This window comes from Desulfurococcus sp. (assembly GCF_049970475.1).
GTDB classification, from domain to species: Archaea; Thermoproteota; Thermoprotei_A; order Sulfolobales; family Desulfurococcaceae; genus Desulfurococcus; species Desulfurococcus amylolyticus.
Window position 1 is genome coordinate 13,480 of sequence record NZ_JBMFMW010000003.1, and the last position, 14,883, is coordinate 28,362.

The following is a 14,883-nucleotide window of genomic DNA, read 5'->3' on the forward strand; positions in this document are numbered from 1 at the left end:
TTTAAAGAGTAATATTTCTTAAGTACTCCCTTATATACTCCTTATGTTTCTCATTAACAGAGTTGTAGAGGTTTCTAAGCGACTCCAACAAGTCTGTAATTATTATCCTCATTGCCTCATCCACCTCATAAGGCGCCAGCTTTTCCACCGCTCTTTGAAGGACTTCATCACTGGGATAGGCCTCCCTCTTCAAGTATTTCCTTATAGCCGTTGGTGAGATACCTAAGTCCCTTGATAGCTCAATGATGCTCCTGGTTGAAAGCATTAATTCTATAAGCCTTGCCCTCGCATCCTTGCTGACCCAATGTAAACTCATCGATGCTTCTTTTTTCGCTTCCGGGATGCTGGTCATCCCCCAACACCTTTGTAAATAAATATAAATCCAGGTTTCTTAGTGATATATTACCCTTAGTTATATTAAAAGCTTATAGTAGGTGGCTTTATTGAGGCAACGTAGCATAGTTTTCGATGGCACCGTGAAATTACATGAGCTACCATTTATAGAAGTCGAGCATGGTGACATATTAGCGAAAACAGTTTTTGTCTACGTGGGACAGATAGAGAGAAACATAATGAATCATAACATTACTCCCCCTGGGAGAATCATCCTAGGGGCATCCGGAGTAGTAAAGGCTATAGAGACCTCTGGTAGCAATACAAGCGTGACAGGCAGGTATATCACTATTTCACCTCTTAGCCGCCACGGCATACTCGCATATAACGTTAATGGATTGCTTGCCGACTATGTTTCAGTTAAGCCGGAACACGTCTTCGAGGAGTCCCTTAATGCAAACCCATATACAGCTGTGAAGCCGTTTATAGCCCATGGGATAGAACTAGGGGCCGAGGCCGAAGGAGTTACCCTGATAGTTGGATGCAATATAACAGCGTTCTCAACCGCTTTATTCACTGGGAGGAGTAATGGAGAGCCAATACTATACTGTAGGGATTCAACCCGTCTAGCCCAGTATCTCGGGTTAAATATTGTTAGCCATGTGAGCAATATACCCAGTAGAATCAATACCCTTGTGTTAACGGAGCCTGGTGCCGACATCTATTATAGATTACTCAAGGAGATAACCCCTCAGAAGATAGTTGTATCGCCATTCTCATTTACAACATGGATTCCAATAAACCATCGCCTTGAGAAAACAGTGATTACATACAAGAATACCATTAGGAATACCAATCCGGGGGCAGCCGAAAACATTCTTCATGAATTATCCAGCTTTGTAAAAATAATTGAGATAGGGGATATTGAGAAAACTATTGGGTTGCTACCGCCTAAAGAACTTGGATCCATAATAGTGTTGAAGTAAACTAGGATTCACGAATCAATTTGGCCAGCCTAGCTATTCCCTCCCTTATCTGCTCGTGCGTGGGGTAACTGAAGTTCAGCCTCATACTATTAACTCCGTCTCCCTCAGGGTGAAAGCTACCGCCCGGTACATATGCCACTTTATACTGCTTCACCGCTTTCTCTAAGAGCATTCCTGCATCGAATCCATTCTTGTACACGTATGCGAATACAAAGAGCCCTCCTATGGGTTTAGAGTACCAGACGTAATCGGGGAAGTTTTCTTTGATAGCTTCAAGCATCGTGTTCCTTTTTGCCTTATAGTATGGTATGGCTTTCTGAACAACATCGTCTATTAAACCCGTTTTAATGGCCTCGGCAACTATGAACTGGTTTAAGGTGGGTGAGTGCAGGTCCACGTATTGCTTCACTATCTCAAACCTCCTTATAAGCTCCTTTTCAGCAACGATCCACCCGATCCTCAGGCCTGGTGCTAGAATCTTGCTTACAGTACTCATATACATAACTCTACCCTCTTTATCCAAGCTCTTCAGTGATGCTGTTTCAGCTCCTTCCTCGTAGATGATGTAACTGTAGGGATCGTCCTCCAGGATTAATAAATCGTATTTCGAAGCTATCTCGAGGAGATGTTTCTTCCTCTCCTTATTCATAGTGGTGCCAGCCGGGTTCTGGCCAACTGGTATAACATATATGAATTTCACTTTCTTCACATCATCTCCCAACTGCTTCAGCTTTTCCTCCAGGAGCTCCGTCCTCATACCGTTCTCATCTATTTTTACACCTATTAGTTTGGCGCCATTCATCTTAAATGCTCCAAGTGCTGCCAGATATGATGGGCTCTCAGTTATCACTATGTCGCCTGGATCTATGAGGGCCCTTGAAACTATGTCTAGGGCCGACTGGCTCCCACTAGTTATAATTATGTCCTCTGCATCGGCATGTATCTCCCTCTTTCTAGCTAGGAAGTCGCTCAATGTCTCCCTAACCTCTATTATCCCCTTGGTTTCGCTGTACTGTAATGCATCGTCACCGTATTTCTCGATGACTATTCCAGCTATTTTTGCTAGTTCTTTACGTGGGAATAAGGCTGGGTCTGGTATGCCTCCTGCAAAACTTATTACATCCTTTCTACCTCGTATTATTGCTAGTAGTTCACGTATCTCCGATGCCTTAATATTCGAGGCAACCTTACTAATGAACCTGGAGTAATCAATCATGCTTACACCGAGATATACGTATAGGTATATATGGTATATAAAGCTTAATATCGTGGAGGAGATACGCGGGTGGAATTGAACACGATATATAAGAACCCAGTTAAAGTAAAGGCGAGGATAGCATATATTTATCCAAGCATATACAGAGTGATGATTTCCAGCTTAGCCCCCGACATCATATATCAATTATCAAACAGTATGAATGAAGTATACACTGAGAGATTCACCAATACGAGACTCACAGGTGATGAACCTCCCCCTAGAAGCCTTGAAACAAACACTCCATTAAAATACTTCGGCCTCATACTAACCACGCTACACTATGAGCCAGACATAGTAAACCTCGTAAGGCTATTGATAGCTGGGAAAATACCGGTTAAGCGTGAGCAACGTGATACACCAATAATCGCGGGGGGACCAGTTGTCATGGAGAATCCTATCCCATACAGCGGCATAATAGATGCATTCGTTATAGGTGAAGCCGAGGTCACACTGGAAAAAGTGTTACTGAAATGGTTTGAGACGATGGATAAGAAACGGTTCCTGGAAGAAATAGCTGGACTCACATACGTCTACGTTCCAGGCGTTAATGATGGGGAGAAAATTATAAGGAAGTATGTTGAAAGGCTCGATGATGCGGCTCACCCTGTTCACCAGGTGGAAAACACGGAGATTGAACCGATATATGGCGGGGGCTTTAAGCTCGAGGTTAGCAGAGGATGCCCGTACTGGTGTAGCTTCTGCCTTGAATCAAGGGTTTTCCAGCCATATAGAGAGAGGAGTATAATGATGCTTAAGGAGATTATGGAGGAGGGGTTATCGAGTAGTATATGGGGTAGGAGGGTAGTAATGTATAGTCTCTCATTCCCAGTATCCCCAACCCATGTGAAACTACTTGAATACATCTCACAGGAGAAAATAAAAGCCTCACTACCCTCACTAAGGCTTACCGCGTTGAGGAGCAATGTACTAGAGTTAATCAAAGAGATAGGTCAGAGGACTCTTAGCCTGGCACCGGAGACGTTTAGTCCATTACTCCATAGAGTGTTCTTCAAGTACGTGAGCCTCCATGATGAAATAGCGAATACTATAGAAGACATCCTGAAACAAGGCTTCAATATTAAATTATACATGATATATGGTGTGAAAGGAACCCGCATCGATGAGGTTAAAATAGACATCAATACTCTGAAGAAGCTGGCCAGCTCAGCTAGGAGGCATGGTAGAGAGCTCTCAATATCGCTCAACCCATTAATACCGAAGCCTCATACGATGTTCCAGTGGATTGGGATGGAGGAACCAGCTAAGCTTAAGGAAATACTCAGCTTATATAGGGGGGAGTTAAGGGGGTTAATAGATGCGAGACCATATGATATAGAATGGGGATTCATACAAGCCTATATAGCTTTATCCAGTATGCCATTAGACAACGTATTCATCAACGTGGCAACCCGTGGTGGAGGGTTATCGGCTTGGAGGAAAACCCTTGGAGACAGGTATCTTAGATCCAGTTACGTGTTAAAGGGATACGAATTCGGTGGTAAACTACCTTGGGAATTCATTGTTCTAGGTGATCTACCTGTGAAAACCGCTGAGAAACAATACGAGGTGTTCCTAAGTCTTAGCGGTAGGGGAAGCATGCCCTAAATCAAATATTAATGAGTAGAGGAGGAGTACAGCGCATATATAGGGTTTCTCAACGGCTTTAAGTAACTCCCTGATCTCGCTGGTGACCGTATTATTCAGTAATTGATATGGTGCATCATGTATAACCTTGTATCTCAGGGTGTCCCCGTTAATAGTATACTCGCTTGGAGCCACCGGTATCCCTGCAGAAAATGCATCGAGGCCGAGCATATAGTATATGAGGGCCATATATGAGTGTTTCACACCGAGGAAAACTGGATCACTATATAGTCTTGGAAAAACCAATGGATCCAATGCATCTTTATGATCACTGAACGTTACATACGCGTCAGAATTACATACACCCTCATAGTCTTTGATACCAATGTTAACAATAGAGCTTTCTAAGATGAGGATACTATCCCTTAACCTATTAAGCAGCCTGCCTTTAATGAGGGGGGCGACAACATAGATCTCGGTTTTCTCATTATTTATGAATAGATTTAAAACCCCTATCACCCCGATAGGTATTTGTAAAGCCCCTATTACGTTGAATCCCTCGTAATCCCCCTCTGCAAAATCAAGTATTGTAGACCCAATAGCCGAGAGACTGATGCCTTCCTTGCTCTGTATGTAGAGACGCCTTAGAAGTGCTCTCAGGTTTTCACTTAGTTTTAATTCATTTATGTATTCAAATGGCTTCCCGGATTTCCTAAGGGATTCAAGTAAAAAATCTATGTTAGACTCCAACTCGCTTAAACACCGGTCTATATGATATACCGTAGTGTATTAATCCTGCCTCATTGTCCTCGGATATCCTCCTCAAGACCGGCTCCATTAAAATACCCGGCTTTAACTCCTCTGGTAATACATCGGTGAGGGGGGCCATTATCCGTGCCTTACTATTAATGGTCTCCAGTATACCTATCATGAGGGGGCGTTTCTCCTCGAAGCCCTCCATCGCGCTATAAATTATTGTCCACGTGATCAACCTGGCCTCCTCATTTATCAACTCGATATATTCGATATTCCTTGACCCACAGAACCTGCATATACTTGAAGCCGGATAGGCCGCTCTACCACAGTCCCTGCACTTACTGGCTTTAAGCCTGTATCTGTCAAGTCTTGTTCTCCAGGATGGAGGTATAGATATCTTCATCATTTTTCACCTTATCCTGTTAATCAGTCTCCTGTATTTAGCATATAGGGCATAATCTATCGATGTCTTCCTCACTATATAGTCATCCACGGTGGGTGCTAATTCCTGTTTCTCCGTGATCCTATCAGTTACAACGATACTGTAGGCGTCACTACCAGCACCACTGCCGAATGGTGCCAAGAGAATCCTCTGGCCCGGCTTAGCCTTATCAAGCACGCGGGAAAGCCCTATGAGGGCTGACGAATTATAGCTGTTACCTATGAACGGTGTGACTAATCCAGGTATTACTTTCTCCTTGGGTATTCCAAGCATTCTTGCAACCCTAAGCGGGAATGTACCGTTTGGCTGGTGGAAGATAGCGTAATCGAAGTCCTCTGGTTTAAGCCCGGTCTTCTCCATTAGTAGTTTCACGGCGCCCACTATATGTTTAAAGTATGCTGGCTCACCTGTGAATGCCTCACCATGAAGTGGGTAGCGCGAATGATCCCTACGCCAGAAATCAGGTGTATCGGTGACGAATGTGGCACTTGCCTCGAAGTATGCTGCTGACTCTTCCCTAGGCCCCGTTATAAGGGCTGTAGCAGCTGAGGAAGCTGTGAATTCTAACACGTCCCCTGGGTTTGCTTGTGCTGTATCACTACCTATTACTAGTGCATAATTTATCAAACCAGATGCCACAGCTCCAATACTTATCCTCAGCGCCTCACTTGCAGCTCTACACGCGAACTCCAGGTCTGTCGCCATGGTTTCAGGAGTTATACCTAGAGCCTCAGCTATAATCGTTGCCGAGGGTTTTACAGCATAGGGCTTACTCTCAGTCCCAAACCATACTGCCCCGATTTTCCTCGGGTCTATTCTAGCACGTCTCAATGCGTTTACAGCGGCCTCCCAGCCCATTGTGATGGCATCTTCATCTATCCCGGCGACACTCTTCTCGGTGACATTTAATTCTTCTGGTTCCTTAGGATTAAATCCCCACGTCCTAACTATTTCGCTGAGGGGTAGTCTCCACCTAGGTATATATGAGCCCCAGCCAATTATCCCTACCCGTTCCTCAGGAATCATAAAGGCATCCCTCTACACTATTTTATTACCTCGATAAAAATCATTTTTTAGCGTATAGCCAGCACTTGACGTAGTGGCCTGGCTCAACCTCGACCAACGGGGGTTCCCTCTTCATACAGTATTCTCTCAACTCTGGTTTCTCATCAAGTGCAACACATCTTGGATGGAACCTGCATCCGGCTGGGATATTTATAGGTGAAGGGACTTCGCCCTTAATAGGTATCTCCCTAATGGCAAGCCTTCTCGATGGTTCGGGCTCCGGTATGGCCTCTACAAGAGCCCTAGTGTAGGGATGTAATGGATTCTCAATGACCCTTCTAGCATCGCCTATTTCAACTATTTGTCCAAGATACATTACTGCGAGCCTATTGGATATATATCTTGCAACAGCTAGGTCATGGGTAATGAATAGGTATGTTAGCCCTAGTTTATTCTTAAGCTCCATCATTAACTGGAGTATCTCAGCCCTTATTGAGACATCAAGCATTGAGACAGGTTCATCGGCCACTACGAACTTGGGATTAAGTATTAGCGCCCTCGCTATTACTACACGCTGTCTTTGCCCACCAGACAACATATGCGGATATCTATCCATGTATTCATCTGGTGGCGTCAGTTTAACCGATTCAAGCGCTTTTGCCACTATATCGTATCTGTCCTCACGGCTCACGCCCACTCCATGGATTGCAAGGGGCTCTTCAAGGATCTCATATATGGTTCTACGTGGATTAAGACTTCCAAAGGGGTCCTGCCATATCATCTGGATATCTTTTCTGAGGGGACGTAACATGTGTTCATTGAGTGAGGCTAGGCTTATATGGCCGTATTCGCTGATGTTATTGATGCTTCCATAGGATCTCATTTCCTCGAGGATCTCCTTCGAGGGCAGATAACCTATCTCGCCTTCCGTGGGCTTATTAAGCCTCAATATGGTTTTGCCCGTGGTTGTTTTACCACAGCCCGACTCGCCAACTAATGCGAATACCTCTCCCTTGCTTATATCAAAGGATACTCCATCGACTGCTTTTACGTATAACTGGGGTCTTCCACGTAGTATGTCGAGAAAGCTCTTTCTTACCGGGAAGTATACCCTCAGGTTTTTCGCGAACAATATGGTGTTAGATGTTATCTTAGGCTCATATATTCTTTCCTCGCTCATCCCAATCACCCCTTAGCGTATAGCCAGCACTTGACGTAGTGGCCTGGCTCAACCTCGACCAACGGGGGTTTCTCACTGCATTTATTAAATGCCTTGGGGCATCTGGGCATAAACCTGCATCCGGGTGGTGGATTAGCTAGGTCAGGGGGAAACCCGGGTATCCAGGTTAGATCCCTTAATTCGCCGTGTAGCCTAGGTATGCTTCCAAGTAATCCAATCGTGTATGGGTGCATTGGCCTATTGTATATAGCTTCGCTCGGGCCATACTCTATTATTTCACCGCCATACATTATAGCTATTTTATCGGCTATCTCAGCGATCAAGCTTAGGTCGTGGGATATAAGTATTATTGATAAGCCTAGCTCCTTCTTCAGCCTCTTCAATAAATTCATGATCTGTGCCTGAACTACTACATCGAGTGCCGTAGTAGGCTCATCAGCTATGACTATTGGTGGGTTAAGAGCGAGCGCCATTGCTATTACCACACGCTGCTTCATGCCCCCGCTTAGCTCATGAGGATAGCTCTTCAACCTCTTCGGATCTATGCCAACCATTTGAAGCATTTTAGCAGCTGTTTCAAGTGCCTCCTTCTTAGAGTATCCCTGGTGAAGCATTAGTACCTCAGCTATTTGATCACCAATTGTGTAAACAGGGTTCAACGCATTCATTGCTCCCTGGAACACCATTGAAATACCTTTCCACCTAACCTCTCTCCTGAACTCCTCCTCGCTCATCTCTAAAACATTTTTTCCCTTGAAAATAATTTGCCCTCCAGTTATCTTACCTGGTGGAGGGACTAAACGTATCAATGAGTATGCAAGCGTGCTCTTACCGCAGCCGGACTCCCCAGCTATACCCAGGCTCTCCCCTTTATTCAATGTAAACGATACATCGTCAACGGCCCTCACCATACCTCTTGCTGTATAGAAATATGTTTTCAAGTTCCTTACATCAAGTATTGGCTCACTCAATAATTCAACACCTGCCTTTGGTCTATATTAGTGAATAATAGGGTAGGTTTAAATATTTTAGAGGGAGTATAACTGGGGTTAAAGGGGTTGATGGAGGTTATTGGGAGGTTCCCGGGTAATAGGATAATATATAGGGTACCCGGGTCTATGCCGGCATATGGGTACATAGCCTTCGGAGTAATAGATAGGGGCACAAACGTGCTTCAGGCAAGACCGACGACTATATGCCCCCAGAATTGTGTTTTCTGTAGTGTCGATGCTGGAATACATTCACTTAACCGCTGGGCTGAATACATAGTGGACCCCGAACTTATAGTGAATGGTGTGAGAAAAGCCACTAGTGTGAAGGGTGAAGGGGTAGAAGTCCTACTAGACTCTATGGGGGATGTATTAACATATCCATGGCTCACCGAGCTAGTCAGCGAGTTGAAGAAGGTGCCAGGTGTCTCAAGTGTGGCCATTGAAACCCATGGATTACTCTTAAACAAGTATATCATAGATAAATTAGATGAGGCGGGTTTAGATAGAGTAAATCTTAGCATAGATGTAGTAGACAACGAGAAAGCTCATCTAATATATGGTACAAGATACTATGATGTCAGGAGAGTAATGGAACTTGCGGAATACATTGTCAGAGAGACAAATATAGACCTCCATGTAACACCGCTATGGTTACCAGGCTTAAATGATGAAGACGTAGTATCCATTATCAAATGGGCAATTAAAATAGGTGCTGGCAAACGCTGGCCACCTGTAACCATCCAGAAGTATATAAGGCATAAGAGGGGGAGAAAACCCAGGGGGGTAAGGGAAGTATCCTGGGATAGGTTCTGGAAATGGCTTAGCAAGGTAGAGGAGGAGACAGGTATAAGACTCCATTGGTCAATGAATGAATGGGGCATGTATTACGCAAGAAGAATCCGGCCACCAGTGAGGAAGGGTGGGAAAATAATTGCCGAAGTAGCTGGTAGAGGCTTATTCAGAGGCGAGTATATAGGTGTAATTGGAGGCAAAGACTATCTTGTAACTATAATACCTAAAGGAAAAAACCTGAAGCCTACAGAAAAGGTTCTAGTAGAGATAGTGGAAGACCAGGATGGATTATTAATAGGGAGGATGCTTGATACTCTACCAAGCTAATTCAGGCCAGCTAAGAGAGGCTTTAAAAGAATACCTGTTTAGATCGTGGCAAAACCTCTTCAACCAGGATGTATATTAATCCTTACATATATGGCGGGAGGGGGATTAAAAAACAATGTAACTATAGAGTCCTTAAGCGTGGCTCAACTATTTTTTCAACTGCTAACCCGAGTAGCACGAATGTTAGTGATGTCAGAGAGAGTAATAGTCCGGGCGGCAGTATCCACCACCATGCAGCATATCCAACTGGTCCAGCCGCCCTCGCCTCGGCTAGCACAGCACCCCATGTAGGCCATCCATGCCTGAGTCCTAGTACACTCAGCCCGGCTTCCGTTAGTATCGCGCTTGGGACATTATATACTAGGGTTGCAACAGCATACATCATTACCTGGGGAAATATATGGTAGAATATTATACGCGTATTAGATGCGCCCATAGCCTTGGCAGCCTCGATATATGGTTCCTCCTTTATGCTGAGCGTCATTGAGCGTACAACTATTGCTAGACCAGCCCAGCTGAATATTATCAGTATTGCAACATATAGCATTATTATGTAGAAGGATTTCTGTGTGCCGGGTGGAAGCACTTTCATTGCGGCTGTACCAATAATTATCATTAATGGGAGGAATGGTATGTTATTCAATATATCTATTATTCTCTGGATAACCTCATCAATCCATCCACCATAGTATCCACTTATAATACCAGCTATAACGCCTATGAGCGTTGAAGATACCGATGCTATTAATCCTATTAGTAAGGCTATTGGGAAACCATAGTATAGTAGCGTGGCTAAGTCAGCACCATTATTTATAGTGCCAAGTGTTCCCTTTACTGAGCCCTTCACAGTGAATTTCACATAGCTTATTAGCGACTGCGGGTTAGACGGATATGTTCTAACACCTGGATAAGTAATATTTACTTCGAACCTATATGCTCCCGTTAATATCTCGAACTCAGGGCTTATACCAATGAATGAAACAGTGACCTTTAGTGAATCAAGATATTTATCTATTCTGCTCTTCGCATCATTTATATTAGTTACAACTACCGAGGGGTAGTTTTCACTCATAGCTAACTTATATGCGTTATTTAGGAGCGTTGAAACGTTTTGAAGTGTCTCATAGAGATCACTGAATGTTATTTTATCCAGGTTGTTTATAAGGAATGTAACATTAGATATGGCGTTATTGATGAGCGGTAATATGTTGGCTGGATCGTTACTGATGGAGCCTCGGATGTTCTTTAACAAGTTGTTTATTTCCTCAAGTACTGGTCTTTGTTCGCTTCTCAACACGGTTACCCAGTTCTCCACGTTAACTGGTTTCTGGAAGATCGAGAGAGCTGTTGAAGGCTGCGATATCTTTGAAACTACTCTATCACGTAGCAACGAGCTTGATATTGCCTGTATCATGTAGTTTTCTCCGATTATATTGGGAGGTACTGTGATATTATATTTCGCAAATATTTCCGATACAAGATCATCCATCTTTATTTTCTTCGGGTCTGTCTTGTAAATTGATGTAACATCAGCGTTAGTGTTATTTATAAATATGTTCTCCTGCCATAAAACACTTGTAACACCGTCCGGGCGCTCAACACTTATAGTTATTATCGGGGTAATGTTATCATAGGATTTTATACCGTAGACTGCGAAATAATAGTCCTGTGGAAATACTGGGTCGGTTAAAGTATATTCAAACCTATATGTTAATGTAAGTATGCCTGTTGATGGATCCCATTGAGGCGTGACATCGGGCTTCGATTTCTCCTCAACTATGCTTGGGGCTACTTTTGCACCAAAGTATTTCACCCAATCTGGTGGTACTATGACGGGGTTATCCTCCCAGAATGATGCGCTCTGCCATGAGTCCAGGAAGCCAGGAGGCATTGTTAATGCAGCTGACACAGAGACAGCTATTAGGATTGATAATAGTAATAATGCTATCTTACCTGTTGTCATACCCCATATTTCCTTTAGAACACCCTTTAAGGGATTCACTACTCTGAGAACTAATTTGTCTTTAAATGTCAACTCCCTTGTGGCCGCCATCGTGATCTCACCCTACCTCACACGAACCCTGGGATCTACTAATACGTATAATATTTCAAGTATAAACCTTGCTATCAAGTAGACTCCTACATATATTACGAATAATGCTACAATAGTTTCAGCATCGCCCGTTGTTATCGCTGCATAATATAGTGTTCCCATTCCAGGCCAGTCGAATACGGATTCGGTGATAATCATACCGCCAAGGGTACCGGCCAACGCTAGTATCACATTAGTCAATATTGGTGCTAGTGAGGGCCTCATCACGTATTTCCTTGTAATATCTCTCTCGGGCAACCCCTTTGCTTTCGCTACCATTACGTAGTCTTCCCTAACTATCCTTAAAACCATTGCCCTAATACCATATAGCCATCCACCAAGCGAGATAACCGTGAATACTGTAAGCGGCGGCGTTATATACCATAGTATAGTTACAAAGTTCTGAGCAGGGTTAGACCAGAAGTTGTTAAGCGGTGTGGTAACTCCTCTTAGACTCGTAGGGAACCATCCAAGCTGGTATCCGAACACCCTTATAAACAACATTGCAAGCCACCATAGTGGTATAGCACTAGTAAGAGCCGCGTAAGCCACCACTACCCTATCCAAGAAGGTACCGTGTCTATATGCTATTCTAGGACCAACCAGTAACGCTATTGCGACTACTATTAATTCGCCAACAGTGACAACTATTATTGTCCTAGGTAGAACTACCGATATTATGTAAGTGATGCTTGCAGGGGGCATAGTGGGAACAACCATTGCAACGAGATCCTCTTTTGTCTTACCGAAGTTAAATGTTAAAGCATTAAATGCAAGCTTCCACATTCTCACGTATGAAGGGACCGGATTACCATTTTCATCTATCAGCCCATACTGCTTCATATACTCTATGGTTCTGTTTTGACGATACTCTTGGATGTATGCTGGATCTACTTGGCCCTGACGTGCTTTCACCAATGCATCTACATCTGCCCTTACAAGTTCATTGATTACTGCCTGGTATATCTGGGTTGCATAACCTGATAGCTCCAGTATAGCAGCTATTATTATAATTATCGCAACATAGGAAACCAGTAAAACAACTCCACGCCTAGCTATATAGTAGCCGGCTCCCGGCATTCAACCACCATTAATCCTGATAAATCCCAGAGGCTTATAAATACATTACATACCAAACATATCTCCCCAGTCATGTGGTTCTATGCCATTATATTATCTCTATTACTGAAGCCAGCTAGGAATCGGAAAGGCAATGCTAGGAGCGATACCAGGGGCCGTATTAATCAAAGCCGGCTATAAAAATTGAATAAGGGTGGAAGGGGGTGAAAAAACTAAGCCTTAGGTTTTCTTACCAGGGCTATGATTGATAAGACTATTGCAACCAGTGTTAACACTATGTTAACCACTATGTATGTCTGTAAGCTACTCACGGTGACCTGTGTATCATTAAGTTTCTCGCTTAGAGCTGTAACATCCGATCTAATCTGCTGTATTTGTGAGGAAACCTGTGAAGTTATTGTCGAAGCCGTGGTCTGCGATAACCTATTCATGTTGTCCATTGCTGTGCCAATTAACGAGACGTACTGGTCTATCAATACCCCGGTAACACCGCTGATGGCGGTTGCCAACTGGTCTCTTAGTGATTCAAGATCCACGGCCCTCTCTTGTTTCAGCTGTGATAATATGATATTCACTTGTTCTAACGCTGACGCCTTTACATTAGCCAGTACATCACTTATAGACTGCGTTGAGAGAGCCTCGGAGAGCGTTGCTGTATTCACGACCTGACGTGTTATCCCGGGTATGGCTACCTCCTCTGATAAACCAACGAGTATTACTGTGTATGTGCTTCCATATGCCAGTGTCTTAGTGAAGTTTGAGTCAAGTACAACCCTGAACGTATCCTCACTTACCTTTAATCCATCTCCACTAGTTATTATTATTCCTCTGGGATCCCTGATCATGTATTTCAGTGAGAATGGTGGGATACCGGATAGTTTCACAGTAATGTTAGCTGTTTGACCTGGCAGTATCTTACCCTGTATTGGAGACTCTATTGATACTGATACTATTGAAGTAGCGACTGGTTGTCCAAAATACCAGTCTCCCTTCTTAAACGGGTATGTTGGATCCCTGAACGCCGTGAGCTCTAATACCTGGTTCTGTGTATCTAACTTTGTCAGCATGAATGGACCATAGCTTATCCATGCAAGATTATAGGTGTTGATCCAGTTTAAGTCAGCGTCTATTCTAGCATTCCACTCATTCATATTGAGTGTGCCCATAGCATACTTGTTCACCTTGTTTAACACAGCCTGGTTGTTCTTGTATGACTGCAGTGTTGCCTTTACTTTTGCAACGTGATCAGGCCATACCAGGCTGAACCATTCATAATTCTTCTTCTGGTATAGTACGTAATTTGTTTCGTTCCTCCTGTCAAGAGCTAGCTCAAAGGTTACAGCGTGTATTTCAACCGGATTTACAGGGCTGAAGGAGGCCCATGATGCAATATAGTTTTCATCGAAGTGCCAGTAGTCAACGTACACAGTAACCCTCTTATTGTTGAAGTCGAACTCGAATCCCTTTATCGTGTTTGCCCAAGGCTTCGAAGATGAGGATATCCTGGTCTCTAGGCTACTGTATGTTGGGTCATACACAATGTCGAACATGTATGCCAGGAAACCTATTACATCGGCCCAGCTTATGGTTATCCCATTATGGAATTTAGCACCTATTAGCTTACTGAAGTCGAAGATCACCTTGCTTGTTGCTTGCGTACCATTGGGTACGGGTACCCATTGCTTCTTTGATGCATCCCATATCACAGCATTAGAAGACACATTCAACTTGCCTGAGGGCCCAGCTGTAACTACCACGTAAGGCGCCCTAAACGCCAGTGGCCCACCGTTGAATGGGTGATTCCATACCGAGGGATCGTAGGTGGCCCTCTCAAAGTCGACACTGTATACATCGGAGAATCCACCCCAGATATTCCATGCACTCGAGGATGTCCATACCCATAAGTGAGCCAGGTTTAATGTATTGCGCCCCTCGACATACATTTCACGCAGGTTCCATATGCCTCTTAAACCAGCACCAAGATCCAGCGTGATCCCTTTAACCTCGCTTCTCATAGGCCAGGTATCTAACCTGGTTACAACCCATATTCTAACAG

12 protein-coding genes and 1 pseudogene are annotated in these 14,883 nt (G+C 43.8%); 3 read left to right on the plus strand and 10 right to left on the minus strand.

Going from position 1 to position 14,883, the window contains the following annotated elements:
- Window position 1: 1 nt before the first annotated feature.
- A complete protein-coding gene (locus ACP5N5_RS00455) occupies window positions 2-352 on the minus strand; it encodes a helix-turn-helix domain-containing protein (RefSeq protein WP_012608052.1) in 351 nt (116 codons plus the stop codon).
- A gap of 82 nt (window positions 353-434) precedes the next feature.
- On the opposite strand from ACP5N5_RS00455, the gene ACP5N5_RS00460 reads away from it, so the two are divergent.
- Window positions 435-1,319, plus strand: a complete 885-nt coding sequence (locus tag ACP5N5_RS00460; RefSeq protein ID WP_276813455.1) for a hypothetical protein — start codon at window positions 435-437, stop codon at window positions 1,317-1,319.
- A gap of 1 nt (window position 1,320) precedes the next feature.
- Here ACP5N5_RS00460 and ACP5N5_RS00465 read toward each other — a convergent pair whose 3' ends face one another.
- The gene (locus ACP5N5_RS00465; RefSeq protein WP_428131029.1) at window positions 1,321-2,535 is read right to left on the minus strand and encodes a PLP-dependent aminotransferase family protein; all 1,215 of its coding nucleotides are present in this window, start codon (window positions 2,533-2,535) and stop codon (window positions 1,321-1,323) included.
- 69 nt (window positions 2,536-2,604) lie between these two features.
- Here ACP5N5_RS00465 and ACP5N5_RS00470 point away from each other — a divergent pair, with 69 nt between their 5' ends.
- Window positions 2,605-4,182: a radical SAM protein gene (locus tag ACP5N5_RS00470; protein ID WP_428131037.1), complete on the plus strand. Its 1,578-nt coding sequence runs from the start codon at window positions 2,605-2,607 to the stop codon at window positions 4,180-4,182.
- On the opposite strand, the gene ACP5N5_RS00475 is transcribed toward ACP5N5_RS00470, so the two are convergent.
- Genes ACP5N5_RS00475 through ACP5N5_RS00495 form a run of 5 tightly spaced genes read right to left on the minus strand, consistent with a single transcriptional unit; the run spans window position 4,150 to window position 8,515 of the window.
- Window positions 4,150-4,911, minus strand: coding sequence for a 3-hydroxy-3-methylglutaryl-CoA reductase (locus ACP5N5_RS00475; protein ID WP_428131039.1), 762 nt, complete (start codon window positions 4,909-4,911; stop codon window positions 4,150-4,152). The two genes, ACP5N5_RS00470 and ACP5N5_RS00475, sit on opposite strands and share 33 nt — an antisense overlap.
- A complete protein-coding gene (locus tag ACP5N5_RS00480) occupies window positions 4,901-5,320 on the minus strand; it encodes a Zn-ribbon domain-containing OB-fold protein (protein ID WP_428131042.1) in 420 nt (139 codons plus the stop codon). Before ACP5N5_RS00480 ends, ACP5N5_RS00475 begins: the two co-directional genes overlap by 11 nt.
- Window positions 5,321-5,326: 6 nt before the next feature.
- On the minus strand, window positions 5,327-6,385 hold the full coding sequence (locus ACP5N5_RS00485) for a hydroxymethylglutaryl-CoA synthase (RefSeq protein ID WP_428131045.1): 1,059 nt from the start codon (window positions 6,383-6,385) through the stop codon (window positions 5,327-5,329).
- 40 nt (window positions 6,386-6,425) lie between these two features.
- A complete protein-coding gene (locus ACP5N5_RS00490) occupies window positions 6,426-7,544 on the minus strand; it encodes an ABC transporter ATP-binding protein (protein ID WP_042667203.1) in 1,119 nt (372 codons plus the stop codon).
- A gap of 5 nt (window positions 7,545-7,549) precedes the next feature.
- Window positions 7,550-8,515, minus strand: coding sequence for an ABC transporter ATP-binding protein (locus tag ACP5N5_RS00495; protein ID WP_428131051.1), 966 nt, complete (start codon window positions 8,513-8,515; stop codon window positions 7,550-7,552).
- Window positions 8,516-8,602: 87 nt separating this feature from the next.
- Between ACP5N5_RS00495 and ACP5N5_RS00500 the strand changes: the two genes are divergently transcribed.
- Window positions 8,603-9,655, plus strand: coding sequence for a radical SAM protein (locus ACP5N5_RS00500; protein WP_428131053.1), 1,053 nt, complete (start codon window positions 8,603-8,605; stop codon window positions 9,653-9,655).
- A 121-nt stretch (window positions 9,656-9,776) separates the two neighbouring features.
- On the opposite strand, the gene ACP5N5_RS00505 is transcribed toward ACP5N5_RS00500, so the two are convergent.
- The 3 genes and pseudogenes from ACP5N5_RS00505 to ACP5N5_RS00515 form a co-directional block, all read right to left on the minus strand.
- The gene (locus ACP5N5_RS00505; RefSeq protein ID WP_428131055.1) at window positions 9,777-11,708 is read right to left on the minus strand and encodes an ABC transporter permease; all 1,932 of its coding nucleotides are present in this window, start codon (window positions 11,706-11,708) and stop codon (window positions 9,777-9,779) included.
- 12 nt (window positions 11,709-11,720) lie between these two features.
- Window positions 11,721-12,827 carry an ABC transporter permease gene (locus ACP5N5_RS00510; protein ID WP_428131057.1) on the minus strand — a complete coding sequence of 369 codons (1,107 nt, stop codon included), beginning with the start codon at window positions 12,825-12,827 and terminating at the stop codon, window positions 11,721-11,723.
- 212 nt (window positions 12,828-13,039) lie between these two features.
- Window positions 13,040-14,883 (minus strand): annotated as a pseudogene (locus ACP5N5_RS00515) (ABC transporter substrate-binding protein); the annotation flags it as partial.

Excerpts from the sequence above, each read along its gene's own strand:
- ACP5N5_RS00455 (WP_012608052.1), bottom strand. The coding sequence starts at position 352 with ATGACCAGCATCCCGGAAGCGAAAAAAGAAGCATCGATGAGTTTACAT.
- ACP5N5_RS00490 (WP_042667203.1), bottom strand. The coding sequence starts at position 7,544 with ATGAGCGAGGAAAGAATATATGAGCCTAAGATAACATCTAACACCATA.
- ACP5N5_RS00510 (WP_428131057.1), bottom strand. The coding sequence starts at position 12,827 with ATGCCGGGAGCCGGCTACTATATAGCTAGGCGTGGAGTTGTTTTACTG.
- ACP5N5_RS00485 (WP_428131045.1), bottom strand. The coding sequence starts at position 6,385 with ATGATTCCTGAGGAACGGGTAGGGATAATTGGCTGGGGCTCATATATA.
- ACP5N5_RS00505 (WP_428131055.1), bottom strand. The coding sequence starts at position 11,708 with ATGGCGGCCACAAGGGAGTTGACATTTAAAGACAAATTAGTTCTCAGA.
- ACP5N5_RS00480 (WP_428131042.1), bottom strand. The coding sequence starts at position 5,320 with ATGAAGATATCTATACCTCCATCCTGGAGAACAAGACTTGACAGATAC.
- ACP5N5_RS00465 (WP_428131029.1), bottom strand. The coding sequence starts at position 2,535 with ATGATTGATTACTCCAGGTTCATTAGTAAGGTTGCCTCGAATATTAAG.